This is a genomic window from Bradyrhizobium sp. NBAIM03 (genome assembly GCF_020194055.1).
Taxonomy (GTDB): Bacteria; Pseudomonadota; Alphaproteobacteria; order Rhizobiales; family Xanthobacteraceae; genus Bradyrhizobium; species Bradyrhizobium yuanmingense.
Window position 1 is genome coordinate 41243 of record NZ_JADYVS010000032.1, and the last position, 24542, is coordinate 65784.

Annotated in this window: 18 protein-coding genes; 7 read left to right on the plus strand and 11 right to left on the minus strand. The window is 66.3% G+C overall.

The genetic code is table 11. The annotated features are described in order from the left end of the window. Positions 1 to 396 precede the first annotated feature (396 nt). Positions 397 to 6165 carry a negative regulator of septation ring formation gene (locus tag I6F21_RS32645; RefSeq protein WP_225184033.1) on the plus strand — a complete coding sequence of 1923 codons (5769 nt, stop codon included), beginning with the start codon at positions 397 to 399 and terminating at the stop codon, positions 6163 to 6165. A gap of 143 nt (positions 6166 to 6308) precedes the next feature. Here I6F21_RS32645 and I6F21_RS32650 read toward each other — a convergent pair whose 3' ends face one another. From I6F21_RS32650 to I6F21_RS32660, 3 genes are read right to left on the minus strand one after another with little or no spacing between them, the layout of a single operon-like run. Beyond that, complete coding sequence (locus tag I6F21_RS32650) at positions 6309 to 7175, minus strand: MlaD family protein (RefSeq protein WP_036015558.1); 867 nt, start codon at positions 7173 to 7175, stop codon at positions 6309 to 6311. 28 nt (positions 7176 to 7203) lie between these two features. Then, positions 7204 to 7986 carry an ABC transporter ATP-binding protein gene (locus I6F21_RS32655; RefSeq protein WP_225184034.1) on the minus strand — a complete coding sequence of 261 codons (783 nt, stop codon included), beginning with the start codon at positions 7984 to 7986 and terminating at the stop codon, positions 7204 to 7206. A 2-nt stretch (positions 7987 to 7988) separates the two neighbouring features. Beyond that, entirely contained in the window at positions 7989 to 9122 is a 1134-nt protein-coding gene (locus tag I6F21_RS32660; RefSeq protein ID WP_036015553.1) for an ABC transporter permease, read from the minus strand. Positions 9123 to 9252: 130 nt separating this feature from the next. On the opposite strand from I6F21_RS32660, the gene dgcA reads away from it, so the two are divergent. Then, positions 9253 to 10248, plus strand: coding sequence for an N-acetyl-D-Glu racemase DgcA (dgcA, locus tag I6F21_RS32665; protein ID WP_225184035.1), 996 nt, complete (start codon positions 9253 to 9255; stop codon positions 10246 to 10248). On the opposite strand, the gene I6F21_RS32670 is transcribed toward dgcA, so the two are convergent. Then, a complete protein-coding gene (locus I6F21_RS32670) occupies positions 10218 to 11414 on the minus strand; it encodes an MFS transporter (RefSeq protein ID WP_225184036.1) in 1197 nt (398 codons plus the stop codon). The genes dgcA and I6F21_RS32670 overlap by 31 nt on opposite strands. Before the next feature lie 75 nt (positions 11415 to 11489). On the opposite strand from I6F21_RS32670, the gene I6F21_RS32675 reads away from it, so the two are divergent. Next, positions 11490 to 12926, plus strand: a complete 1437-nt coding sequence (locus I6F21_RS32675; RefSeq protein ID WP_225184037.1) for a hypothetical protein — start codon at positions 11490 to 11492, stop codon at positions 12924 to 12926. Positions 12927 to 13047: 121 nt separating this feature from the next. On the opposite strand, the gene I6F21_RS32680 is transcribed toward I6F21_RS32675, so the two are convergent. Both I6F21_RS32680 and I6F21_RS32685 read right to left on the minus strand, forming a co-directional pair. After that, positions 13048 to 13443, minus strand: coding sequence for a hypothetical protein (locus I6F21_RS32680; protein ID WP_225184038.1), 396 nt, complete (start codon positions 13441 to 13443; stop codon positions 13048 to 13050). Between the two features lie 94 nt (positions 13444 to 13537). Further along, complete coding sequence (locus I6F21_RS32685; RefSeq protein ID WP_225184054.1) at positions 13538 to 13981, minus strand: RbsD/FucU domain-containing protein; 444 nt, start codon at positions 13979 to 13981, stop codon at positions 13538 to 13540. Between the two features lie 164 nt (positions 13982 to 14145). On the opposite strand from I6F21_RS32685, the gene I6F21_RS32690 reads away from it, so the two are divergent. After that, positions 14146 to 15957, plus strand: a complete 1812-nt coding sequence (locus I6F21_RS32690; RefSeq protein WP_225184039.1) for a caspase family protein — start codon at positions 14146 to 14148, stop codon at positions 15955 to 15957. Positions 15958 to 16144: 187 nt separating this feature from the next. On the opposite strand, the gene I6F21_RS32695 is transcribed toward I6F21_RS32690, so the two are convergent. From I6F21_RS32695 to thiD, 4 genes are all read right to left on the minus strand, one after another. Next, positions 16145 to 17128, minus strand: coding sequence for a threonine/serine dehydratase (locus I6F21_RS32695; RefSeq protein ID WP_225114178.1), 984 nt, complete (start codon positions 17126 to 17128; stop codon positions 16145 to 16147). Between the two features lie 157 nt (positions 17129 to 17285). Further along, positions 17286 to 18329: a glycosyltransferase family 1 protein gene (locus tag I6F21_RS32700; RefSeq protein WP_225184040.1), complete on the minus strand. Its 1044-nt coding sequence runs from the start codon at positions 18327 to 18329 to the stop codon at positions 17286 to 17288. A 13-nt stretch (positions 18330 to 18342) separates the two neighbouring features. Continuing rightward, entirely contained in the window at positions 18343 to 19155 is an 813-nt protein-coding gene (locus tag I6F21_RS32705) for a UDP-2,3-diacylglucosamine diphosphatase (protein ID WP_109143147.1), read from the minus strand. Between the two features lie 190 nt (positions 19156 to 19345). After that, positions 19346 to 20146 carry a bifunctional hydroxymethylpyrimidine kinase/phosphomethylpyrimidine kinase gene (gene thiD, locus I6F21_RS32710; RefSeq protein WP_225184041.1) on the minus strand — a complete coding sequence of 267 codons (801 nt, stop codon included), beginning with the start codon at positions 20144 to 20146 and terminating at the stop codon, positions 19346 to 19348. A gap of 320 nt (positions 20147 to 20466) precedes the next feature. Here thiD and I6F21_RS32715 point away from each other — a divergent pair, with 320 nt between their 5' ends. Together I6F21_RS32715 and I6F21_RS32720 are read left to right on the plus strand one after the other, a co-directional pair. Then, positions 20467 to 22446, plus strand: coding sequence for a PAS domain-containing sensor histidine kinase (locus I6F21_RS32715; protein WP_225184042.1), 1980 nt, complete (start codon positions 20467 to 20469; stop codon positions 22444 to 22446). Positions 22447 to 22548: 102 nt separating this feature from the next. After that, positions 22549 to 22794, plus strand: a complete 246-nt coding sequence (locus tag I6F21_RS32720) for an Lrp/AsnC family transcriptional regulator (protein ID WP_018642903.1) — start codon at positions 22549 to 22551, stop codon at positions 22792 to 22794. A gap of 137 nt (positions 22795 to 22931) precedes the next feature. Here the strand turns inward: I6F21_RS32720 and I6F21_RS32725 are convergent, their stop codons facing one another. After that, positions 22932 to 23855 (minus strand): cytochrome c, encoded by a 924-nt coding sequence (locus tag I6F21_RS32725; RefSeq protein WP_225184043.1) that lies wholly within the window; start codon positions 23853 to 23855, stop codon positions 22932 to 22934. 147 nt (positions 23856 to 24002) lie between these two features. Here I6F21_RS32725 and I6F21_RS32730 point away from each other — a divergent pair, with 147 nt between their 5' ends. Continuing rightward, positions 24003 to 24422 carry a CHRD domain-containing protein gene (locus I6F21_RS32730; RefSeq protein WP_036015536.1) on the plus strand — a complete coding sequence of 140 codons (420 nt, stop codon included), beginning with the start codon at positions 24003 to 24005 and terminating at the stop codon, positions 24420 to 24422. The last annotated feature ends 120 nt before the right edge of the window (positions 24423 to 24542 follow it).

Genomic DNA, 24542 nt, shown 5'->3' on the forward strand with positions numbered 1-24542 from the left:
GGCGCAGGCCCCGGCTTCGCGCGACGGCCGCCGGTCCGGCGGTCAGATTCCCCTCACCCAAGCATGGAAATGGTTAACGAAATGTTTGGGGGATTTGACGCAGATCCGCCGGTTTATTGACGAAAAGTTGCCGCAATTGGCCGAGTCCGGTTGAGAATTGCGTTGATTGCTAAGGCGTTACGGCGCGATCCTGTTAACGATGATTAAGAATGTCTTAATCGCGGGCATTTCATTCGCGACGCTCTGCCAATAGGATGTTGCAGAAATTGGCGGACAAGCCGTCCGGGTGGGGACGGCTCGGAGATCCGCGCAAGCGGCATGATCCGGTCTGTGGGCTTGCGTCGCGCGCAGGGCTCGCGGGGGGACGCGTACAAGTAACGAGGGCTCGGACTGAACATGGCGAACACTCCGAAAAAGGTCAAAGACCCTACAGAAGTTGCGCTTTCTGCAATCCAGGAAGCTCTGAACATCAGCGACACCGCGGCCGATACCAGCCGCAACGCCGCAATGCGCAACGAAACGGCGCCCCCGGTGCCGCCGGCCGCGCCTCCGGTCTTCGACGAGCCGAGCTTCGAGCCGCGCCCCGCCGCCAACGAGCGCTCGACCGTGTTCGACCCGGTCGAGGAGCCGCGCACTGCGCGCCGCGCCGCCAACGACGATCGCGAGACCATCGGCCAGTTGCTCCAGGCGCTGCAGAAGGGCCGCCCTGCCCGCAGCGTCTACACCTTCGCCACCATCTTCGCCGGCATCTGGCTCGCCGCCTGCGCTGCGCTGACCTTCGGCTTCCTGCCCTCGATCCAGGCCGCCATGGGCCAGAGCGGCGGCGTGCTGGTGATCGCCGGCCTCGTCGCGATGTTCTTCGCGCCGGTCATGCTGTTCTACTTCCTCGCGAGCCTCGTCTGGCGCGGCCAGGAAATGCGCATGATCGCGCAGGCGATGGCGCAGGTCGCGATCCGCTTCTCCGAGCCGGAAGGCTCGGCCTCCGATTCCATGGTCACCGTGGGCCAGGCCATCCGCCGCGAGGTCGCGGCGATGGGCGACGGCATCGAGCGTGCGATCGCGCGCGCCGGTGAGCTCGAGACGCTGGTCGCCAATGAGGTCGCCGCGCTCGAACGCGCCTATTCCGACAACGAGGTGCGCATCCGCGCTTTGCTCCAGGACATCGCGCATCAGCGCGACAACCTGGTCGGCCAGGCCGAGCAGGTTCGCAGCGCCATTTCCGGCGTGCAGATCGACCTGCGCCACGACATCGCGCTGATCTCGGACGCGATCGCCTCCCGCGTCGACGAGGTGGCCAAGTCGATCACCGGCGCTCTGGAAGAGCGCGGCGCCCACATCACCCAGGCGCTGAGCAATGCCGGCGACAACATGATCCTGGCGCTCGGCGAGCGCGGCGGCGACCTGCTCGACCGTCTCGAGGAGGCCAGCAACGAGACCACGCGCGCCGTGCTCGACGCCAGCGAGCGGCTGACCACCAGCCTCAATTTCAAGACCGGCCATGTCCACGACGAGTTCGTCGACCTCGCCGACCGCGTCCACGAGATGCTGAACGAGCGCATCGACCGCATCACCGGCGAGTTCGAGCAGCGTTCCGCCGCGATCGTCGACGGCATCTCCGAGCGTACCGAGCAGGTGCACGATTCCTTGAAGAACTCGTCGGACTCGCTGCTGCTCGAGCTCGAGCTGCGGTCCAACGACATCTCCGCCAAGATCGACGACGCCGGCAACCGCCTCGCCGGCCAGATCATGACGAGCGGTGACAAGGCCAGCGAGGCGCTCGACGCCACCGTCAACGCCCTGGTCGCCAAGGTCGTCAGCCAGACCGAGACCGCGCACGATTCGCTGTCGCTGCAGATGAGCGCGTTCGACGAGCTGGTGAGGAACCAGGGCACCGAGCTGGTCGAGAAGTTCGCCCGCGACTCCGGCACGCTGGGCGCGCTGATCACCCGCCACATCTCCGAATTCGACCGCACCGTTAAGACCTTCGGCGGCGAGATCGTCGAGCGCATGGGCCAGCGCACGCAGGACATCGCCGAGACACTGAAGACCTATGTCGACGATTTCGACACCCGCTTCACGTCGAACGGCGGCCAGATCACGGCGGTGCTCGACCAGCGCCTCGTGCAGTTCGAGACCACGATCGGCGAACGCGTCGGCAATATCGACGCCTCGCTGAACGGCAAGATCGCCAGCCTCGACGGCACCATCCAAGGCCACATCAGGACCTTCGACGAGCAGCTCGTCGGCCGCGTCGCCGCGCTCGAGCTGTCGTTCGACAGCCGCGCGAAGTCGATGACCGAGACCATCGACGGACGCATCAACACGCTGGCGACGTCGCTGAGCGACGGTGCCGCGCAGGCGATCCAGTCTATCGACTCCCGCCTCACCTACCTCACGACGTCGCTGACCGGCGGGGCGTCGCAGGCCATCGAAACAATCGATGCACGGCTCAATCACCTCACGAGCTCGCTCACCGACGGTGCCTCGCAGGCCATTGAAACCATCGATGCGCGCCTCAACCACCTCACGAGCTCGCTGACCGACGGCGCATCGCAGACCATCCAGTCGATCGACACCCGCCTGACCCACCTCACGACCACGCTCACGGGTGGCGCGACGCAGGCGCTCGAATCCATCGACTCCCGCCTCACCTACCTGACCACCGCCGTGACCAACGGCGCATCGCAGGCCGTGCAGTCGATCGACACGCGCCTGACGCTGCTGACCTCGACGCTCACCGACGGCACCGCGCAGGCGATCGAGGCGGTCGACCGCCGCATCACCGGAGTCACCGAGATCATCGACGGCCGCAGCACGCATCTGACCGACACGGTCACGGCACGCTTCCAGGAGATCCAGCAGGCCATCGAGACCAAGGTCGGCTCGGTCGCCAGCGACATCGACGTGCGCGTGGCTCAGTTCGAGGATCTGCTCGGCTCGCGCGTCGAGGCCGTGGCCGGCCGCATCGAAAGCAGCGGACGCCAGGCCAGCGAGGACATGATGTCCCGCGCCGAGATGATCTCGACCGCGATCCGCTCGCATGTCGAGGACGCCGAGCGCTCGCTCACCAACCTCGTCGTCAACACCAGCGAGACCATCCAGACCGGCGCGCGCACCGCCCAGCAGTCGCTGCTGACGGTCTCCTCCGATGTCAACGCCCAGCTCAAGATGACCTCCGCCGAGGTCGAGCAGGCGCTGACCGCAGTCGGCACCGGTGCGGCGAACTCGATCCTGACCAGCGCGCGCGAAGCGCAGTCGACGCTGGTTGCGGCCTCGGGCGAAGCCTCCACCCAGATCAAGGGGCTCGCGGCCGATGTCGAGCGCACGCTGTCGGCGGCGGGCTCCGCCACCGCGGCCTCGATCCTGGCCGGCGCCCGCGAGGTGCAGACCACCCTTGTCACCGCGTCCTCGGATGCGGCGAGCCAGGTCAAGACCCTCACCGCCGACGTGCAGCGCTCGCTGTCGATGGCCGGCACCGCCACGGCGGAGTCGATCACCGCCGGCGCCCGCGATGCGCAGAGCACGCTGATCGCGGCCTCGACCGAGACCGCAAACCAGATCAAGGCGCTGTCCTCGGACGTGCAGCGCTCGCTGACGATGGCGGGCACCTCGACGGCCGAGACCATCATGAGCGGCGCCCGCGAGGCCCAGAGCACGCTGGTGACGGCGTCCTCGGACGCGGCGAGCCAGGTCAAGTCGCTCGCGGCCGAAGTGCATCGCTCGCTCTCTCAGGTCGGCCAGACCACCGCCGAGACGATCACCACCAGCGCCCGCGACGCCCAGAGCACCCTTCTTGCTGTCTCCGCAGAACAAACCAGCCAGGTCCGTTCGCTCGCGGCCGAGATGCAGCGCGCGCTGGCGACAGCCGGCGGCGCCACCATCGAGGCGCTCACCAGCGGCGTGCGCGAGGCCCAGGGCACGCTGATCTCCGCCTCGACCGATGCGGCGGGCCAGATCAAGTCGCTGACGACGGACATCGAGCGCACGCTGACCGCGGTCGGCGCCGACACCGCCTCGACCATCCTCAACAGCGCGCGTGAAGCCCAGATCTCGCTGACCTCTACCTCGGCCGACGCCGCGAGCCAGATCCGCACGATCTCGACCGAGATCGAGCGTACGCTGAGCGCGGCCGCCGCCAACGCGACCAACGATATCCAGACCAGCGCGCTCAACGCCCAGAACGCGCTGATCTCCGCCTCCAACGAGGCGAGCTCGCGCGTCAAGTCGAGCTCGGCCGACGTCGAGCGCTCGGTGCTCGCCGCCAGCTCCAGCTTCGGTCAGGCCATGACCGGCAAGACCGACGAGATCGTCACCTACGTGCAGCAGCAGGCCGACCGCCTGTCGAACATGATCGACGCCAAGCGCGGCGCACTGGTCGACGCGATCGGCTCGAAGACCAGCCAGCTCACGCTCGACATCGACCGCGTCACCTCCGACGCGCTGAAGTCGATCGAGACGCGCGGCCAGGCCTTCTCGCAGACCATGATGGGCAACGGCTCGGAAGTCGCCCGCACCATCAACGCGGCGAGCGAGGTCGCCACCAGCGCCGTCGGCAAGTCGCTCAAGGACCTCGAGCAGGCCTCGCGTTCCGCGATCGACCAGTCGCGCCAGGTCTCGATCGCGGCCGTGACGGAGATGCAGGAGACCAGCAAGATCCTGCGCACCGACACGGTCGCCCTGTTCGAGCGCCTGCGCGAAGGCAACATCCTGCTCCAGGAGGTGCTGACCGGTGCGCACGACAACCTCAACTCGCTCGAGCGGGCGCTGGTGACCCGCGTCGCCGACTTCGTCTCGGCGATGAACGACGTCACCTCGCGCAACGGCGCGGCGACGCAGAACCTGGAAGAGCAGCTCAACGTCTTCAACAGCAAGACCACGAAGGCGCTGCAGGATCTCGGCGAGCTGTCGACCCAGTTTGACAAGCATGGCCAGGCGCTGGTCGAGGCCGCGCAGGTCGTCGAGCAGAGCAACAAGAACACCACTGCCTCGCTCGCCGAACGCAAGCAGGCACTGGAATCGCTCGTCACCACGATCGACCTGCGCACGGCCGATCTCGACCAGCGGCTGTCGCGCTTCACCGGCCTGCTCGATGAATCGCTTGCCGCGGCCGAAGAGCGCGCCCGCGACATCGCCCGCGTCGTCGCCGAGACCGCCGGCGCCGGCTCGGCCGCGATCACCCGCCAGTTCGAGGCGGTGCGCGCGGCGTCTGAAGAGGAGCACCGGCAGACCATCGAGGCCATGCACGACATCTACCGCCAGACCACGGACGAGGCGGATACGATGTTCAAGCAGTCGACCGAGAAGTTCACCAACCTCGTCGCCAGCATGAAGCAGATGGCTTTGGAGATGCACAACGAGCTCGAAGCCACCCGCAACGAGCTGCGCCGCGGCGTACTCGAGATGCCGCAGGAGGCCGCCGAGAGCACGGCGCAGATGCGCAAGGTGATCGTCGACCAGATCGAGGCGCTCGCCGAGCTCAACCGCATCGTGGCCCAGCACGGCCGCGGGCTCGACGTCACCACGGCGGGCCGCGCCAGCGTGCAACGCCAGGAAGAGCCGGTGCTGGCCGCCGTCGGCGGCCGGGCTCCCGAGACCCGCATGCGCGACATCGGCAGCGCCTCGACGCTGCCGCCGCCGGACCTCGGCATGCCGGCCGGGCGCCGCACCGAAGCGCCGCCGGTCGCGCCCGGTGGCAACGACCAGGGCCGTGACGGCTGGCTGTCGGACCTGCTCAACCGCACCGACGCCAATCAGGGCGCACCGACCGGTCAGGCTCCGCGTGGCCGCGCGGCACCCGCGCCGCAGCCGCAGGCGCCGCAGGCAAGCAGCAATCCGCTGGAATCGCTGTCGCTCGACATCGGCCGGCTGATGGACCGCAACCTCGCCGCCGAGATGTGGGACCGCTACCAGCGCGGCGAGAACAAGGCCTTCACCAAGCGCCTGTACACGCCCGCCGGCCAGAAGGCCTTCGACGAGGTCGCCCGCAAGTACCGCGCCGACCGCAACTTCAAGGGCACGGTTGACCGCTACGTCGCCGAGTTCGAGCGCCTGCTCGACGAAGTCGCCCGCGACGGCCGCGGCCCGCAGGAGCTGCGCAGCCACCTGATCTCGGAGACGGGCCTGGTCTACACCCTGCTCGCGCACGCGGCGGGCCGGCTGGGGTGAGCGGAAGCTCGCCAATGGCGAATAGCGAATAGCGAATGAAAACGGAGCCCTCGCGGGCTCCGTTTTTGTTTGGGATCGATCCGTGAGGAAGGCTGTATACGCTACTCGCTATTCGCCACTCCCCATTCGCGCTTTCCTACCGCCTACCGCCTCGGCGCTGCCGCAGGCTTCGGCGGCTCGGGCGGCGGGGCGGGCTGCGACGAATTGCTGGCGCCGAACAGGACGCGGGTCGGGTTGCGGTCGAAATTGTTCACGGCGCGGCTGATGTCGCCGAGCGTGCGGCGGCCGTCGGCCATCAGAGCGCCGGAGCGCTTGTCGAAATCTTCGGCTAGCTCGCGGATCGACTTCACCGCCTGGAACAGCTCGCCGCCGTCCTTGCCGCCGGCCAGCGTGTTGAGGCCGAGCATGAGATTGTCGGCCTTGAGCATGACGCCATCGACCTTGGCCATCACGGCGTCGATCTTTTCGGAATTGCGCGCCAGCGAGTTGGTAAAGGTCTCGAGGTTCTTCAGCGAGTTCTTCACCGATTCCTGATTGTCGGCGACGATCTTGTTGACGTTCTGCAGCGTGGCGCGGATCGCCTCGGTGACATCCTGGAGCTTGTTGGGGTCGGCCGTGAGCGTCGGGATGCCGTCCTGGTCGAGCGGCGGAGCTGGCGCGGCCTCCTCGCCGCCCTTCAGCGAGATCGCCGCAACGCCGGTGAGACCCTGGAATTCGAGGCCGACCAGGGTGTCCTTGCGGATCGGGGCGTTGTTCTCGATCATGGCGAGTGCGACAACCCGCCGCGGGTTGTCCAGCTTCACCGAGACCACCTCGCCCACCCTGATACCGTTGAAATTGACGCTGCCGCCGTTGCGCAGGCCCGCCGCCGGGCCCTCGAACACGACGCGCAAGGGGCTGCGCTGCTTGGTCGTGTGCAGCGACTGAAACCACAGCACGAAGCCGATCGCGGCGGCGATCACCGCCAGCGTGAACGAGCCGATCAAAATGTAGTTCGCCCGCGTTTCCATCAGGTGCTCCGGCTACTCAACCCAGCTCTCAACCCATGACCGCGCGGGCGCGCTTGCCATGAAAATACTGCCTCAGCCAGGGATGCTGCGAGGCCTGCATGTCGGCGATCGACCCTGCCGCAATGATCTTACCGTTCCCTAAAACGGCGATGCGGTCACATGCTGTGTATAGGCTGTCGAGGTCGTGGGTTACCATGAAAACCGTCAGCCCCAAAGTGCGCTGCAGGGTCCGAACCAACTCGTCGAAGTCGCCCGCGCCGATCGGATCGAGGCCGGAGGTCGGCTCGTCCAGGAAGACGAGGTCGGGATCGAGCGACAACGCACGCGCCAGCGCCACGCGCTTGATCATGCCGCCGGAGAGTTCGGACGGGAAACGCTCGGCGACCTCGGGCTTGAGGCCGACCATCGTGAGCTTGGCCATGGTGATCTCGTCCATCAGCCGCTGCGAGACGCGCAGATATTCGCGCATCGGAAACTGGATGTTCTGCCGCACGGTCAGCGAGGAGAACAGCGCGCCCTGCTGGAACAGGACGCCCCAGCGCCGCTCGACATTGCGCCGCTGCGTCGTGCTCGAGGAATCGAGATCAACGCCGAACACTTCGATGGAGCCCGCGACCTTCGGCACGAGGCCGATGATGGTGCGCGTCAGCACCGACTTGCCCGCGCCCGAGGGGCCGACAAATCCCAAAATCTCGCCGCGCTTGACGTCGAGGTTGAGCCCGTCCAGCACGCGCGTTGAGCCAAACTGCACGGTGATGCCGCGGACGCGGATGATCGGGTCCTGGATCTCGCTTTGAGTTTCTCTTGCCATCGTCACATCCCGATCGAGGCGAAGAAGATGGCGAAGATGCCGTCCATGACGATGACGAAGAAGATGCCCTTCACCACCGACGCGGTGGTGTGCTGACCCAGCGATTCCGCGCTGCCCTGCACGGCGAGCCCTTCGACGCAGGCGACGATGCCGATCACGGCGGCCATCACCGGCGCCTTGACGATGCCGACGATGAAATGGTCGATCGAGATGGCGTCGCGCAGGCGCAGCAGGAAGGCCTCGGGCTGGACGCCGCCATAGAGCCAGGCCACCAGACCGCCGCCATAGAGCGCGGCCATGGCGCCGAGGAATGCGAGGATCGGCAGCGCCAGCACCAGCGCCATCATGCGCGGCAGCACCAGGACCTCGATCGGATCGAACCCCATGGTGCGCAGCGCGTCGATCTCCTCGCGCATCTTCATCGAGCCGAGCTCGGCGGTGTAGGCGCTGCCCGAACGGCCCGCGACCATGATCGCGACCAGGAGCACGCCGATCTCGCGCAGCACCAGCACCCCGAGCATGTCGACCACGAAGATGTCGGCGCCGAAGCGGCGGAAATGGAAGATGCCTTGCTGCGCGATGATGCAGCCGATCAGGAAGGTGATCAGCACGATGATCGGCACCGCGCGCCAGCAGACCTGCTCCATGTGGTGCACGGTCGAGGTCAGGCGGAACGAGCGCGGATGGATCAGGACGCGAAACCACGCCGCGAGCACGGCGCCCAGCATGTCGACGAGGCCCGCCACCGTGCCGGCGACGCCGGCCACGGCCCGTCCGATCTGCTCAAGCATGCCGGAGATGGTGATCGGGTCGCTGTCGACCATGGCCGTCGCCCTGACCCGCCGCACCTCGTCCACGAGGCTGGAATAATTGGCGGAGAGGCCCGCGATCTGGGCCTCGACGGGTCCCTTGGTCAGGCTGCGGCGCAGCCGCTCGATCAGCCAGGCGCCGAACGTGTCGAGCTTGGCGACCTCGGAGACGTCGATGAAGATGCTTTGCGGGGTGTCTGCAAGCTTCTCGGCGTCGGCGACCATCCGCTCCAGGACCGGCGCAAAGCTCGCGGTCCAGGTGCCGGTGGCGCACAGTGCCAGGGCGTTGCCCTTGGCAATCCGTTCCAGCTTCGGATCGCCACTCATGTCCGCTCCCGTGCCGGGGCGGAGAAAATCAGATGATTGCGCACGCGCCCTTACCCAGAGAAGGTATCCCCAAGGGTTAATGTTAGTTGCTAGAGGTAACTAGCAGGTTCAGATTTCGCCAGAGTTCAAAATGACTTCCATGAAATTTGCAGCTTTGGCGGCGCGAATCGAGCGCTTCCCGATCGCCGGCAGTTTTACCATCAGTCGGGGCGCCAAAACCGAGGCCGTCACGGTCGTGGCGGAGGTCAGCCGGGGCGGCCTGACCGGCCGCGGCGAATGCGTGCCCTATCCCCGTTACGGCGAGACGCCGGAGGCGACGCTGGCCGCGATCCAGGCCATGCAGGAGGCCGTCGCGGGCGGGCTGACGCGAGAGACCCTCCAGGCCGCAATGCCATCAGGTGCGGCCCGCAACGCCTTGGATTGCGCCCTGATCGACCTCGAGGCCAAGGCGGCGCGCTTGCGCGCCTGGAACCTGCTGGGCCGCCCGGCCCCGGAAGAGCGCACCACGGCTTACACGATCTCGTTAGCGACCCCCGAGGCCATGGCCGCCGCGACCGCCAAAGCGGCGCACCGTCCGCTGCTCAAGATCAAGCTCGGCGGCGACGGCGATCCGGAGCGCATCGCGGCCGTGCGCAAGGCCGCCCCTGAGGCCGAGCTGATCGTCGATGCCAACGAGGCATGGACCGAGGCCGATCTGGAGGCCAATCTCGCCGCCTGCGCCGCTTCGGGCGTCACCCTGGTGGAGCAGCCGCTGCCGGCAGGCCGCGACGAAGCGCTGGCGCGCATCAAGCGCCCGCTCGCCGTCTGCGCCGACGAGAGCGTGCATGACCGCAAGTCGCTTGCGCCCTTGCGCGAACGCTACGACGCCGTAAACATCAAGCTCGACAAGACCGGCGGCCTCACCGAGGCGCTGGCCATGGCCGATGCTGCCCGGGCGCTCGGCTTCGAGATCATGATCGGCTGCATGGTTGCGACCTCGCTGTCGATGGCGCCTGCAATGCTGGTGACGCCGCAGGCGCGCTTCGTCGATCTCGACGGCCCCTTGCTGCTGGCGCGCGACCGCGACCACGGCCTGCGTTATGACGGCAGCCTGGTCTACCCGCCGGACGCTTCGCTCTGGGGCTGAGCCGTGAAGCGATGCCGCGCCGACCAGATCAGAATGGCACCGGCAGCGGCCATCGCCGCCATGACGTAATAGACATTGTCGCCGATGCGGGCGTAGATCGCGCCTGATGCGATCGACGTCGCCGCCCCCAGGAGCCCGTTGCAGGCGGCGTAATAGCCCTGCCCGCGCGCGATCTGATGCGAAGACACGCGCTGCGCCAAAAGGTTCATGGTGCCGACGATGGTCAGGCCGAAGCTGAAGCCGTGGCCGAGCTGGGCGATCGCGAGCAGCACGAGCGGCGGCTCGCTCGCGGTGACGATCCAGCGCAGCACGGCGACCACGCCGCCGATGGCTATCAGCGTGGACGGCTGCAGCGAGAAGCGCGGCGACAGCGCGAACACGACGATCTCTGCCATGATGCCCAGCGTCCACAGCACCGCGATGGTCAGCCCGCTGATGCCTTGCAGCTGCCAGTTGATGGCCGAGAAGGTGTAGAAGGCGATGTGACTGCTCTGGATCAGCGCCGCCGACGCGATCACGGCCCAGAAGGCTGCATCGCGCAGCAGCGGCTTGCCGGCATGCCGCTCCGGCGTCCTCCGCCTGAGATCGTCGAGCGGCTGCAGCAGCAGGCTGGCGAGAACCGCGACGACGGCCCAGGCGACGATGACCCAGATCAGGTCGCGCGGAGCGATGACGTCGACGAGATAGCCGCAGGCGAGCGAGCCGGCGGCAAACGCCGCCGACCCCCACAGCCGCAGGGGTCCGTAATCGAGCCCGTAGCGGGCGACACCGCGCAACGCATAGGCATCGGTCAGCGGCATCGTCGGCGTCCACACCATGCAGGTCAGCGCGTAGACCAGGAACAGCGCCAGCGGCTGCTGCTGCAGGCCGACCATCGTAAATCCGATCGCAGTGGCCAGCGCCGACACCATGATGGCGGCGCGAATGGCCTGTCGCTTTTCGGCAAAGGCGGTCACTTGCGGCAGCGTGGTGAAGCGCGTGATCGCCGGCAGCGCGGCGATGATGCCGATCCAGACAGCGTCGATGCCGATCGCCTTCAGCCAGACCGGGAAGAACGGCACATGCGTGCCCAGGACCGCAAAGAAGGCCGAATAGAACACGGCGAGGCTCACGGCGAATCGCCGCTTCGTCGCTGCCGCGATGGGGATTTGTGATTCGGACTGCATCAAACCAATTGCGATTCGGTCGATATCGTGGTGATCGTTACAGTAACGCGCACTGATTTGCGCGACGAGATTGTCATGGCCAACGAAGCATTCGCCCTCTCGCCCATGTCTGCCCGCGCGGCCGCGCCGAACGAGCAGGATTACGACGCGATCCGCGAAGCCTTCATGGAGACCGCGCGCGGCCGCTGGTTCCTCGGCGAATATGCCAAGCGCAACCGCAATGCCGACACAAGCATGGTGCTGGATGCGGTTGCCAAAATCGAGGAAACCCTTGCGGCACAGCGGCAACCAGTCGTCGAAGACCGCCTGCCCGAGGCGCTGGTCGATATCCGCCGCGCCATCCGCGAGGCCGAGACGATCGCGCTCGCCGCGTTCGATCCCGGCGCGATCGAGGCGAGTCTCGCGCCGATCCCGCGCGGGGTACGCATCATCAAGGAGATCTCCTGGCGCTGGCGCGAGATCGGCGCCGACGGGCGAATCTGCGACCTCATTGATTCGCAGCTGGCCTCGATCGAGGCCGCCTGCGGGCAGATCTCGACCCTCGATCCCCGGATCGAGCTCAAGGCTGCGTTCGATCTGCTGAAGGATCGAGTCGAGCAGCTCGACGGCGACGCAACGCCGCAGGCCGCGCCTGCTCCGGCGCAGGAGGCGCCGTCATCAGTCGCAGAAGCCTCGCCCGTCGAGTCGGCGGCGATGGCGGGCGATGCATCCGTGGCTTTTACGGAGACACGCGAAGAGATCGCGGCAGCTCCGGAACTCGATGCGGCCGTCGAAGCAGCGGCCGTCGCTGAAACCTCCGCCATGGCCGAGCAGGCCATGGACGCGGCTGCCGCACAGGGGATCGCGGCCGAAAGCCAAATCCCTTCCGAAAGCGCGGCGCTCGAAAACCTCGCGCCTAATGATGCCGAGCTCGAAGCCGTCGCGTTTGAAGAGCCGGCCGCTCAGCCGGAGGTCTTGACGGAAGCAAGCGAGGAGTTCTCGCTCGACGCCGCAGCCGAGGCCGAGGACGAAGCCATCCTCGAGGCCATCGCGATGGAGATGGCCGCGCCCGATCCCGAGTTTGACGAGATCATCGAGCCGGTGGAGATGGCAGCCGCGACGCCGGAGCCGGCGCTCTCGGATGTCGTGGCGCCTATTGCCACCGAACAGCCGGAGCCGGTCGCAGCCGAGCCTGTCCTCGCAGCCATCGCCGAAGAGCCCGCCGCGGACGCGCCGATCGCGCTGGACTCGCTCGCGCGCCTCACCGACGCCATCGCGGAAGCCGCCGCCGAAGTGATGGAGCAGCAGGCACCGGCCATGGCGGCCGCAGCTCCAATGGCGGCAGCCCCGGCCGCGACGCTGCCGATGCCCTCGCCCCTGCCCGCGTCCATGTCCGCGTCCATGTCCGACGCCTCGCTCGGCGCCACCATCCTCGCCAGCGGCATCTTGCAAAAACCCCGCGCACCGGCCAACGACCCGCTCGCCCCGATCCGCCGCATGACCCAGGCCGAGAAGATCGCGTTCTTTTCGTAAGGGGCGCGCACTCCCCCCACACCGTCATTGCGAGCGCAGCGAAGCGATCCAGGCTGTCTCCGCGGAAGGATTCTGAATTGCTTCGCTGCGCTCGCAATGACGCGTAGGCGACGTCAGCGCCTCACCCGCAATTCCAGATCGGACCGATCGGTGTGCGCGTCCAGCACGGGCCAAAGCTGCCGCCGTTGTAGCGGCCGCCGTTGAATCCGGGGCGGCCAAAATAGTGCCACTCGCCGTCCCAGCGATAATATTGCGGAACCGGGTCGATGTACCAATGGCGCCGGTCGGCGCGCGACAGGCGGCGCATGGCGTCTTTCTGCTTGTAGAGCGGGATGCTGTTGCTGAGCGGCTGCCGATAGCCCGGCAGAAAGCCGTAGCCCTTCCAGACCGGCTTGGGGCGCTTTTGCACGGGCTCGGCGGGCGCGACAGTGGGCAGCAGCGACAGGACGACAGCAACGAAGAGACACAGAAGGCGAGACATGAATTGACGATAGACGCTCGCCTGCTCGAACGCCATTCAAATTCGAGTGCTGGCAGATGGTCGCGCGGGAGCATCGCAGACGATGAAACGGCCGACTTGATCTCACGTTGCGTCTATCGACGCAGCCCTACTAGCCGATCACGCCTTTCCTGATCAGGAAGCAACCATAGCCCCTGCTGTCGCCGACCTGCACGACGCCAAAGCCTGCCGCTGCCGCGCGATAGAAATCGGGACGCGCGAGCTTGCCGGGCGTGACCGGCCGGTCAGCCGCACGTGCGATCTCCGCGAGCACGGCGCGCTGCACCTCGGGCACGCGGTCGGGATCGTCGACCGGCATCATCACACGCACGGGATCGGGATCGAATTCGTCGAGCGGATAGACCGACATGATGGCCCGGATGGCAGTTTCCATCGTCATGCCCGGCAATTGGATCAGGCGCTGCGACGAGGTGCTCTGCGCGATCCGGGTGGCGGGGTGATTGGCGTCGACGAACACGAGGTCGTCGCCATGGCCCATCGCGGCGAGCAGCCAGAGCAAATCGGGGGTGAGGATCGGATCGATCGATTTCAGCATGTGGCGGACGTCCTCCCAATCGACGCTGACCATAGCAGGTTCCGAGCGTGATTCAGATCACGGAGGCGACCATGGTGACGGGGATCACGGACCGCAAGGCTCGAACGCGGCCAAGCTTGCGCGCAACCAATCTCGCATCGAGATGAGTGCCAAAGGAGCACGCCATGTTCCGCCTAAAGCCCTTTTTCATGACGGCGAGCCTGCTGGGAAGCCTGTTCGGCTTCGCCTGCGGGCCCGTTTCCGCGCAAGTCGCCCCGGTGCAGCCTGCCCCCACCGCGCTGCAAGGCCCGGAGCAGCGGGTGGCGCTGGTGATCGGCAATGCCAACTACCAGAACGCTCCGCAGCTTGCGAACCCCGACGATGACGCCCAGTCGATGGCGCAGTTCCTGAACTCCGCCGGGTTCGAAGTGGTCGCCGCGACCGACTTGACCCAGAACGACATGCTCCGCGTCGTCCAGGACTTCTCCGCCAAGGTCGCCTCGCGCGGTCCGAACACGGTGGCGATGGTCTATTACGCCGGTCACGGCGTGCAGCTCGCCGGCGAGAACTATCTCGTTCCGGTCGACGCCAAGGTCTCCAGCCCGACCGAGCTGGTCAACAATTCGCTGCGCCTCGTCGACGTGATGTCGACGCTGGAGACGATCCCGAGCCGCATGCGCATCGTCATCCTCGATGCCTGCCGCAACAACCCTTTCCCTGAAATCAACGACGCCGGCCGAGGCTTGGCAATCGTCGATGCGCCGAACGGCTCGATCGTCGGCTACTCGACCGCGCCAGGTGCCGAGGCGCTCGACGGCACCAATGGCCACAGCCCGTACACACAGGCGTTCCTGAACGTCGCGCGCGAGCCCAACGTGCCGATCGAGCAGCTGTTCAAGCGCGTGCGCCTGCAGGTCAACCAGACCACCAGCGGCGCGCAGATTCCGTGGGAGAGCTCGTCATTGACGAGCGACTTCACCTTCTTCGGTGACACCGCCGTTGCTGCCAACCGCGCGCCGGTGAAAGCGCCGGTCGTGCAGATGGCCTCCAATTTGCCGAGCCGCTCCACCCGCCAGGCCTATGACTACGTCGTGTCCGAGGGCCGTCCGGAGTACTATCAGGAGTTCATCCGGATGTACCCGCACGACCCGCTGTGCGACCACATCCGCTGGCTGCTCAACAACATCCTGATCTCGCAGGCCTGGCACAAGGCGGTGCTCGCCAACTCGCCGCTCGCCTACAAGAGCTTCTATGACAGCTACGGCAACAGTCCCTATGCGCAGGTCGCGCTGAAGCTGCAGGTGCAGCCGAAGCAGATCCCCCTGATGCAGGCGACCAAGTTCCTGGCGCCGCAGACCATTGCTCCGACGATCAAGATCGGCAATCTCGGCCAGCCCAAATACATGCCGCTGATGCAGCAGGGCAATGGCGAGCAGGTGAACGGCAATCTGCCGGTCGTGCAGAAGCCGCTCGACGGCAATGTCGTCGGCAAGCTCGGCAATGGCGGACAGATCGTCACCCTGCCTGCGGGCAACAACCAGCCGAACCCGCAGAACGGCACGCCGCCGCAGACCCCGAGCAAGATCGTCACGCTGCCTGCGCCGACCAATACGGTCAACGGCAAGGTCGGCATCGGCAAGATCGTGACCCTGCCTGCGACCAGCACCATGCCGAATGGCGGCACCATCAAGCCGGGCAAGATCGTGACCATGCCGGTGAATGTCGGCAAGGGTGGCCCGAACATCGAGTCGAAGCCGGTCAACGTGCAGACTCCGAACCGCCCGATCCGGCTCAACAACGGCAACACCGGCATCGTCAAGCTCAACAATAACCCGGTGAATAAGGTGCAGGTGCAGACCAACGTGCAGAACACCCGTCCGCAGCTCAACACGATGCCGAGCCGCATGGTCAGCAGCAACAACAACTTCCGGCAGTCGATGAACCAGGCGCCGAGCATGAACAATGGCGGCAACCGTCGCGGCGGCTTCATGCGCTGATTTCGGCGAGCGAGACGATAAAGGGGCAGAGCGGAAACGCTCTGCCCCTTCTTCATGTCTGTTCTTGGTCATTCCGGGATGCGCCGTAAGGCGCAGGCCCGGAATCCATACTCCCGATCGTGGTTATGGATTCTCAGATGCGCAATTGCGCATCATAGCTCTCGCTGCGCGAGCCCCGGAATGACGATCAGGCCACCAGCTCCGCGAACAGTTCCGCATCGACATTGCCGCCTGACAGCACGATGACGACGTTCTTGCCGGCCACATCAAGGCGGCCCGCGAGTAGCGCAGCAAGCCCCACCGCGCCGCCGGGCTCCACCACCAGCTTCAGCTCGCGATAGGCAAAGGCGACAGCCGCGCCGACTTCCTTGTCCGACGCCGTGACGCCGCGCGCCAAGAGCTTGCTGTTGATCGCAAACGTCATCTCGCCCGGCATCAGGGCCATCAGCGCATCGCAGATGGTGCGGCCGGCCGGCGGATGCGGCTCGCGATGGCCTGCGCTGAGTGAAATGCCGTGATCGTCGAAGGCCTCGGGCTCGGCGACCACGATCTCGGCTTGCGGATAGCGCGCCTTCACGGCGGTCGCGACACCCGCGATCAAGCCGCCGCCGGAGGCCGGCGCCACCACGATGTCGGGGCCGAGGCCGAGCGTTGCCATGTCCTCGGCGATCTCGCGGCCGGCGGTGCCCTGCCCTGCGATCACGAACGGATCGTCGTAGGGTTTGACCAGCGTCGCGCCGCGCTTCTCGGCAATGCCGCGCGAGATCGCCTCGCGGTCGTCCTTGTCGCGGTCGTACAGCACGACCTCGGCGCCGTAGGATTTGGTGCGCTCGCGCTTCGACAGCGGCGCATCCGCTGGCATCACGATGGTGGCCTGCATGTCCAGGATCTTTGCCGCCGCCGCCACGCCCTGGGCGTGGTTGCCGGAGGAGAACGCAACGACGCCGCCGGCGCGCTTGTCCTGCGGGATCGAGAACACCTTGTTGAAGGCGCCGCGGAACTTGAACGAGCCGGTGCGCTGAAGCATCTCCGGCTTCAGGAACACTTTCGCACCGACGCGCTCGTTGAGCACGGGGAAGGACAACAGCGGGGTGCGGATGGCGTAAGGCGCGATCACGCGCGCTGCGGCATCGATGTCGGCAGGGCCGACCGGAAGGGCCTGTTCGGTCATGGCGGAATGTTATCGCGGCCGATCAGGCCCGGGCAAGACACCTCCGCGAGAGGATTTCCCCATAGCGTTTTCGCGCGAAGTGGATCCCGGTTCGCGTGAAGAAAACGCGTCAAAACAAGAATCTAGAGCTATTTCGATCGATCGGATCGAGATAGCTCTAGGCGACTTGGCGCGGCTGTTCCGCGGCGTTCCGACCGGGCAGCACCGCCCCGACCGCCAAAATGCTGTCGATAAAGACCGTTGCAGAGGCCTCCCAGGTGTAATTGGCGGCGAACGCGACGCAGTCCTGCCGGGAGATATCGAGCGCGGCGAAGCAGGCATTGCGCAGATCGTGATCGAGCGCGCCGACCGGCGCATCGCCAATCACGTCGCGGGGACCCTTCACGGGGAAGGCCGCGACCGGCAGGCCGCTCGCGAGCGCCTCCAGCAGGACCAGGCCGAAAGTGTCGGTCTTGCTCGGGAACACGAACACGTCGGCGGCCGCGTAAATATCCGCCAGTTCCTCGCCGTGCTTCTCGCCGAGGAAGATCGCATCGGGGTAGACCTCTTCCAGCGAGGCGCGCGCCGGGCCGTCGCCGACGACCACCTTGGTGCCGGGTAGGTCGAGGTCGAGGAACGCCTCGAGATTCTTCTCGACTGCGACGCGGCCGACCGACAGGAACACGGGTGCCGGCAGGCAGAGATCGATGACGCGCGGGTGGAACAACGTGGTGTCCACGCCGCGCGGCCACAGCACGACATTTTCGAAGCCGCGCTCGGTCAGTTCGCGCGCGAGCGCCGGCGTCGCCGCCATCACGGCGCGACTGGCGCTGTGGAAGCGCCGCAGCGCCCGCCAGATCAGCGAGCCCGGCACTGGCACGCGGGCGCGGACATATTCGGGAAAGCGGGTATGGAAGCTGGTCGTGAACGGCAGCTTGCGCTGGCGGCAATAGCGGCGGACCATCAGGCCGATCGGCCCTTCGGTCGCGATGTGGATGCTGTCGGGACGTGCCTCCTCGATCAGCCTTGCGATCCGGGCCGGGCGCGGCATGGCGAGGCGCAAGTCGCGATAGCTCGGCATCGCGAAGGTGCGGAACGATTGCGGCGTCAGGAACGTGAACTCGACGCCGAGCGCTTTTGCAGCGTCAGAGAGCTTGGTCAGCGTCCGAACCACACCGTTGACTTGCGGGTGCCAGGCGTCGGTCGCGACCAGGATGCGCATCAAGTGGTCCTTGTTATGCAGCTCTGGCTGCGACCTGTGGCACCTGCTCCGGCTTCCGCAACTGATCCGCCCAGGTGATGATCTCGAAGTGACCGTCGTCATGCTCGACCAGGGCGGTGCAGCTCTCCACCCAGTCGCCGCAATTCATGTAGCGGATGCCGGCCTCGTCGCGGATCACGGCGTAGTGGATGTGGCCGCAGATCACGCCGTCGGCCTGGTGACGCCGCGCCTCGGCGGCGAGCGCCTGCTCGAAGGCGCCGATATAGTTGACGGCGTTCTTGACCTTCTGCTTGGCCCATTGCGACAGCGACCAATAGGGCACGCCGAACAGGCGGCGGAAGAAGTTGACCAGGCGGTTCATCTGGATCGCGAAGTCGTAGGCCTTGTCGCCGAGATGGGCGAGCCAGCGCGCGTTCTGCACCACGAGATCGAAGATGTCGCCGTGAATGACCAGATAGCGCTTGCCGTCGGCGCCGGTGTGAACCGTGTTCTCGACCACGTCGATGCCGCCGAAATGCGTACCGTAATAGTTGCGCAGGAACTCGTCGTGATTGCCGGGAATGTAGATGACCTTGGCGCCCTTGCGCGCCTTGCGCAAAAGCTTCTGGACGAGGTCGTTATGCGATTGCGGCCAGTGCCAGCTCGATTTCAGCGCCCAGCCGTCGACGATGTCGCCGACGAGATAGATCGTATCGGCATCGTGGTAGCGCAGGAAGTCGAGCAGAAGATCGGCTTGTGAACCGCGGGCCCCGAGATGGACGTCGGAGATGAACAACGTGCGAAAGCGCCGCTCCGGGCTCTCGTCACTCACATCGTAACTTCCCATGCGCCAGCCTGTAACAATGTCCCGTGACAGGGGGATGACCGATTGAACCCTTGAGGCACCTTCAAATACGAATCACGCCTTGCCTCGCCCTCCCCGCGAATATCAGTCGCATGCGACAATCAGGCGACATGGCGCCGCAGGGTGGGGGCGCTCCCTCCCCCGCTTGCGGGGGAGGCGAAGCAAGCCCGCCTCAGTAGAACTTGTGGAAATGATGGATCGGCCCATGGCCGTGGCCGACGCTAAAGCGGTCGGCGGCGGCGATCGCGGCGCTGATCCAGGCCTTGGCGTTGCGCACGGCGGCCTCGAGGTCCTCGCCCCTGGCCAGCCCTGCCGCGATGGCGGAGGACAGCGAGCAGCCGGTGCCATGGGTGTTGCGGGTGGCCACACGCGGCGCGGCGAGCGCGATCGCGGTCTCGGCAGTGACGAGATAGTCGGTGCTCTCGGCGCCCTCGCCGTGCCCGCCCTTGATCAGGACGGCGCGGCAGCCCAGCGCCAGCAGGCGGCGTCCCTGGCTTTCGATCTCGGCCTCGCTCGCCGCCACCGGCGCATCGAGCAGGGCCGCAGCCTCCGGCAGGTTCGGCGTGATCACGGCAGCCAGCGGCATCAGCCTGGCGCGCAGGGCGTCGACGGCTTCAGCGGCGAGCAGGCGGTCGCCGGAGGTCGCCACCATGACGGGATCGAGCACGATATGCCGCGGCGCCCAGCGCGACAGCGCGGCCGCGATGGCATCGATGCTGGCGGCCTGGGCCACCATGCCGATCTTCACCGCACCGATGTCGAGGTCGGAGAACACCGCGTCGATCTGCTCGGTGACGAACCCGGCCGGCACCGCGTGAATGCCGGTCACGCCGCGCGTGTTCTGCGCCGTCAACGCCGTGATCACGGAGGCGCCATAGACGCCGAGCGCGGCAAAGGTCTTCAGGTCCGCCTGGATGCCGGCGCCGCCGCTCGAATCGGAACCGGCGATGGTGAGTGCGACCGGGGTCGTCATCGCGGGAGACATGTGCTTGAGGAGGCCGCCATGGCCTCTCGTAGCGCGACCGTGGAACGTCAGCAAGCGCGCCGGGCCGCCGCCAGGCGTGATTCGCGAACCGATTGCGCGCCTTGCGAATCAGTCGGACACCGCGCGGACCAAGGCCCGAAATGATGCGGGCTTGAAAATGCAACGGCGCCGGACCCTTGCTATAGTCGCGTACCTTAGCGTGCTTCGCCGGTTACGCGAGACGTCAGGTGGTGGAACCGTCCAGCGCCCCCATGTTGCGGGCCGCCGGCCCCGCAAGCCACCTGAACAAGACTCCTTGGGGTGGAACGATGTGGGCCTTCTTCGAACGTCTCCTCGACTCGTCCATGCTGTCGCCGCACGGCATCTGCCTGTTGTGGGAGCCTCAGCTGATCTGGCTTCACGTCGTTTCCGACGCCAGCATTGCCGCTGCCTATTTCTCGATCCCGTTCGCCCTCGCTATTCTCGTCACCAAGCGGCGCGACCTCAAGTTCGGCTGGGTCTACTGGGCGTTCGCGATCTTCATCATGGCGTGCGGCCTGACCCACGTGCTGTCGATCTATACGCTCTGGGTTCCGATCTACGGCATCGAGGGCATGCTCAAGGCCGCCACGGCGGTCGCGTCGGTCTTCACCGCCGCCGCGCTCTGGCCGCTGCTGCCGAAGATCCTCACGATCCCCTCGCCGTTCGAGCTGCGACAGGTCCAGGCCGCGCTCGAGGAGGAGGAAATCAAGAGCCGCGACGCCACGCTGCTGCTGCAGCAGGTCCGCGACGCCCAGCGCGCGATGCGCGAGAGCGTGGCGCGCCTCACCGCGATCGTCGAGACCGCGGTCGACGGCGTCATCCTGCTCGATGCGCAGGACCGCATCCTGCTGTTCAATCCGGCCTGCGAGCGCTTGTTCGGCTACCGTGCCGACGAGGTGATGAACCGCAACGTCGGCATGCTGATGCCCGAGGCGGATGCAGCATCCGACCGCCAGGCGCGGCATTTCGCGACCGGCGGCGAGGCCGTCGGCCTGCGCAAGGACGGCACGACGTTTCCGATGGAGCTGTCGGTCGGCCAGGCGCGGCAGGACGGCGAATTGATCTTCGTCGGCATCGTCCACGACCTCACCGCGCGCAAGCTGACCGAGCAGCAGCTTCAGCAGGCGCAGAAGATGGAGACGGTCGGTCAGCTCTCCGGCGGCATCGCGCACGACTTCAACAATCTGCTGACCGTCATCATCGGCAATGCCGAGCACCTGAGCGAGCAGCTCAAGGCGAGGCCCGACCTCGGGCGCTTTGCCGACGACATCTGCCAATCGGGCGAACGGGGTGCCGAGCTGACGCAGCGCCTGCTCGCCTTCAGCCGCCGCCAATTGCTGCGGCCTCAGACGATCGATTGCCGGAGCCTGCTCGATTCCATGTTCAAGCTGCTCAAGCGCACCTTGCGCGAAGACATCGAGATCAGGACGACCTCCGGGCCCGGCACGATCCTGGCCTTTGCCGACCGCGCCCAGCTCGAATCCGCCGTGCTCAATCTCGCGCTCAACGCGCAGGATGCCATGCCATCGGGAGGCCACCTCACGCTGGCCACGGAGCTGGTCACGATCGAGGATGATGACGGTGCCGTTCACCGGGAGGTCGCACCCGGCAGCTACGTCCTGATCGCGGTTACCGATGACGGCGAAGGCATGACGCCCGAGGTCGCCGCTCGCGCGTTCGAGCCGTTCTTCACCACCAAGGAGGTCGGCAAGGGCTCGGGCCTCGGCCTCAGCATGGTCTATGGCTTTGCCAAGCAATCAGGCGGCCATGTCTCGATCTACAGCGAGGCTGGCCTTGGGACCACGGCCAGGATCTACCTGCCGCGCGCGAGCACCGGTAGGTCGCAAGCCGATCTTCCCGACGGCGAGGACACGGCGCCGCGAGGCTACGAGACGGTCCTGATCGTCGAGGACGATCCGTTCGTCCGCTCCTCCGTCATTCGCAGGGTGGAAGCGCTCGGATATCGCGTCGTCGCCGCGGTCAACGGCAAGGATGCCTTGCAGCAGCTGCAGAGCGATCCCGGCATCGACTTGCTGTTCACCGATATCGTGATGCCCGGCGGCATGAGCGGCTGGGAGCTCGCCGATCAGGCGCGGCGGGTGCGTCCCGGCCTGCCGGTCCTGTTCACCTCGGGCTACGCGCTGGAGACCCTGGTCGAGCAGTGCCGCGCGCAGGCGCGAGCGGTCGTGCTGACCAAGCCCTACCGCAAGGTCGAGCTCGCCCAGCGGCTGAGGGATGCATTGGCCGCCGCAGTGGTCCCATCCTAGCATCGCGCCCGAATGCACCTCGGATGATCCAGCAAGTTCGCTTGCTAAATCCAGCCGGTTTTGGCCTATTAGCCGGAAGAATACGCTTTCGGAGTGCCCGCGATGGTTCCTTTTTTCGTTCAGATCAAGTGCAAGCTCGGCCAGTCCTATACGGTGGCCAATGCGCTTGCCGAAGCCGAGATCGCCTCCGAGATCTACTCCACGGCCGGCCAATACGACCTCCTGGTGAAGTTCTACGTCGACAAGGATACCGACATCGGCCACTTCGTGAATGAGAAGGTGCAGGTGCTGCCGGGCATCCAGGACACTCTCACCATCATCACCTTCAAGGCGTTCGGCACCGGCTAAAGCATGATCCGGAAAAGTGCGAAGCGGTTTTCCGGAAAGATCATGCGTAAACAACAACCTAAAGCGCGATGATGATTCATCCCAATCTCATCGCGCTTTAGATCACGCGCAAAACAACGGCCGAAGCGCCGGCAGCGCTAGCCGCCCTCCTTGCGCTTGGGCGGTGTCGGTCCCTGCACCGGCGGCAGCGACTTCAGATAGGCGGCCATCGCGGCGCGGTCTTCCGCGGTAAGTTGCGCCAGATTCTTGATCACCGCCCGCATCGCGCCCGAAGCGCTGTCGCCCTCGGGCAGGTCGCCGGTCTCGAGAAAATCCGCGATATCCTTCTCGCTCCAGTTGCCGATGCCCTGCTGCGTGATGTTGGGCACCCAGCCCTCCCCTTCGGGATTGGGCCCACCGGCAAAGCGCTGGCTGGCGATGATGCCGCCGAGCGCATTGCGCGGGCTGTGGCATTCGGCGCAATGGCCGAAAGCGTTCACGAGATAGGCTCCGCGATTCCATTGCGGCGAGCGCGCGGCGTCCGCGACGAACGGCGCGGTGTCCATGAACAGCAGCTTCCAGATGCCGACATTGCGGCGGATGTTGAACGGAAACGGCAGCGCGTGGTCGCCCACTGTGCCGGACACCGACGGAAGCGTCTTCAGATAGGCAAAGAGATCGCGGACGTCGTCGACACTGGCCAGATGATAGGACGTGTAGGGAAAGGCGGGGAAATAGTGCGTGCCCGTGGGCGAGATGCCGCGCATCACGGCGTTGACGAAATCGGCCTCGCTCCAGCGGCCGATCCCGTAGGCGGGATCGGGGGAAATATTGGGGACGTAGAACGTCCCGAACGGCGAGCCCAGCCCCAGCCCGCCGCCGAGCCGCAGGCGATCGGGCTGATTGGGGGTGGCATGACAGGACGAGCAGCCGCCGGCGTTGAACAGCTCCTGCCCGTTGGCGAGATCGGGGTTGCGTGTCGGCGCCGGCAAGGCCAGCACGGCCGGGGCGGTCAACCACCAATAGAGTGCGAACGCCGCGGCGGCGGCGATCAGGGCGGCAAGGAGCGTTCGTCGCAACATTCGATCATTCCATCGTGAACGCGCGAACTTAAGGGTCATGCCGCGCTCGATCCAACCACGAATATTTTAGACGGCCCGGATGTAATGCCGGAATAAATCGCATGACGCACTGTTTGAAAAGCAATCAGGCGTCAACAGGAGAAAGCCATGACCAAAGCCGTTTTTGCCACACTGGTACTCGGAGCCGCCGTTGCGTTCGCCGCCCCGGCCAGCGCGGAGAAACTGAAGGCGACGCTGGACGGCAAATCCGAAGTCCCCGCCAACACCAGCAGCGCGACCGGAACGGCCGATCTGGACTACGACGCTGCCAGCAAGAAGCTGTCCTGGACCGTCACCTATTCCGGCCTCTCGGGCCCCGCCACCGCCGCGCATTTCCACGGGCCTGCCGAAGCCGGCAAGAACGCCGGCGTCGCGGTCCCGATCCCGAATGCAGCCTCGAGCCCGGTCAAGGGCGAAGCCACGCTCACCGACGCGCAGGCCGCCGATCTGCTCGGCGGCAAGTACTACATCAACATCCATACCGCGGCGAACCCGGCCGGCGAGATCCGCGGTCAGGTGACGAAGTAAAGCGAAAACGCGGGCTTCGTCGCGGAAAGGCCGGACGCAAGGAGGGAGCGTCCGGCCTTTTCGATTCCAAGCAACTTCGTAGCCCGGATGGAGCCAACGGTCGGCGCGAAGCGCCGCCCG

Bases quoted from the DNA above. Each gene is read 5' to 3' on its own strand.
- I6F21_RS32705 (WP_109143147.1), bottom strand. From the start codon at position 19,155: ATGGGAAGTTACGATGTGAGTGACGAGAGCCCGGAGCGGCGCTTTCGC.
- I6F21_RS32725 (WP_225184043.1), bottom strand. From the start codon at position 23,855: ATGTTGCGACGAACGCTCCTTGCCGCCCTGATCGCCGCCGCCGCGGCG.
- I6F21_RS32670 (WP_225184036.1), bottom strand. From the start codon at position 11,414: ATGCAGTCCGAATCACAAATCCCCATCGCGGCAGCGACGAAGCGGCGA.
- dgcA (WP_225184035.1), top strand. From the start codon at position 9,253: ATGACTTCCATGAAATTTGCAGCTTTGGCGGCGCGAATCGAGCGCTTC.
- I6F21_RS32660 (WP_036015553.1), bottom strand. From the start codon at position 9,122: ATGAGTGGCGATCCGAAGCTGGAACGGATTGCCAAGGGCAACGCCCTG.
- I6F21_RS32675 (WP_225184037.1), top strand. From the start codon at position 11,490: ATGGCCAACGAAGCATTCGCCCTCTCGCCCATGTCTGCCCGCGCGGCC.
- I6F21_RS32680 (WP_225184038.1), bottom strand. From the start codon at position 13,443: ATGGCGTTCGAGCAGGCGAGCGTCTATCGTCAATTCATGTCTCGCCTT.
- I6F21_RS32715 (WP_225184042.1), top strand. From the start codon at position 20,467: ATGTGGGCCTTCTTCGAACGTCTCCTCGACTCGTCCATGCTGTCGCCG.
- I6F21_RS32700 (WP_225184040.1), bottom strand. From the start codon at position 18,329: ATGCGCATCCTGGTCGCGACCGACGCCTGGCACCCGCAAGTCAACGGT.
- I6F21_RS32645 (WP_225184033.1), top strand. From the start codon at position 397: ATGGCGAACACTCCGAAAAAGGTCAAAGACCCTACAGAAGTTGCGCTT.
- thiD (WP_225184041.1), bottom strand. From the start codon at position 20,146: ATGACGACCCCGGTCGCACTCACCATCGCCGGTTCCGATTCGAGCGGC.
- I6F21_RS32650 (WP_036015558.1), bottom strand. From the start codon at position 7,175: ATGGAAACGCGGGCGAACTACATTTTGATCGGCTCGTTCACGCTGGCG.
- I6F21_RS32720 (WP_018642903.1), top strand. From the start codon at position 22,549: ATGGTTCCTTTTTTCGTTCAGATCAAGTGCAAGCTCGGCCAGTCCTAT.
- I6F21_RS32690 (WP_225184039.1), top strand. From the start codon at position 14,146: ATGTTCCGCCTAAAGCCCTTTTTCATGACGGCGAGCCTGCTGGGAAGC.
- I6F21_RS32730 (WP_036015536.1), top strand. From the start codon at position 24,003: ATGACCAAAGCCGTTTTTGCCACACTGGTACTCGGAGCCGCCGTTGCG.
- I6F21_RS32695 (WP_225114178.1), bottom strand. From the start codon at position 17,128: ATGACCGAACAGGCCCTTCCGGTCGGCCCTGCCGACATCGATGCCGCA.
- I6F21_RS32685 (WP_225184054.1), bottom strand. From the start codon at position 13,981: ATGCTGAAATCGATCGATCCGATCCTCACCCCCGATTTGCTCTGGCTG.
- I6F21_RS32655 (WP_225184034.1), bottom strand. From the start codon at position 7,986: ATGGCAAGAGAAACTCAAAGCGAGATCCAGGACCCGATCATCCGCGTC.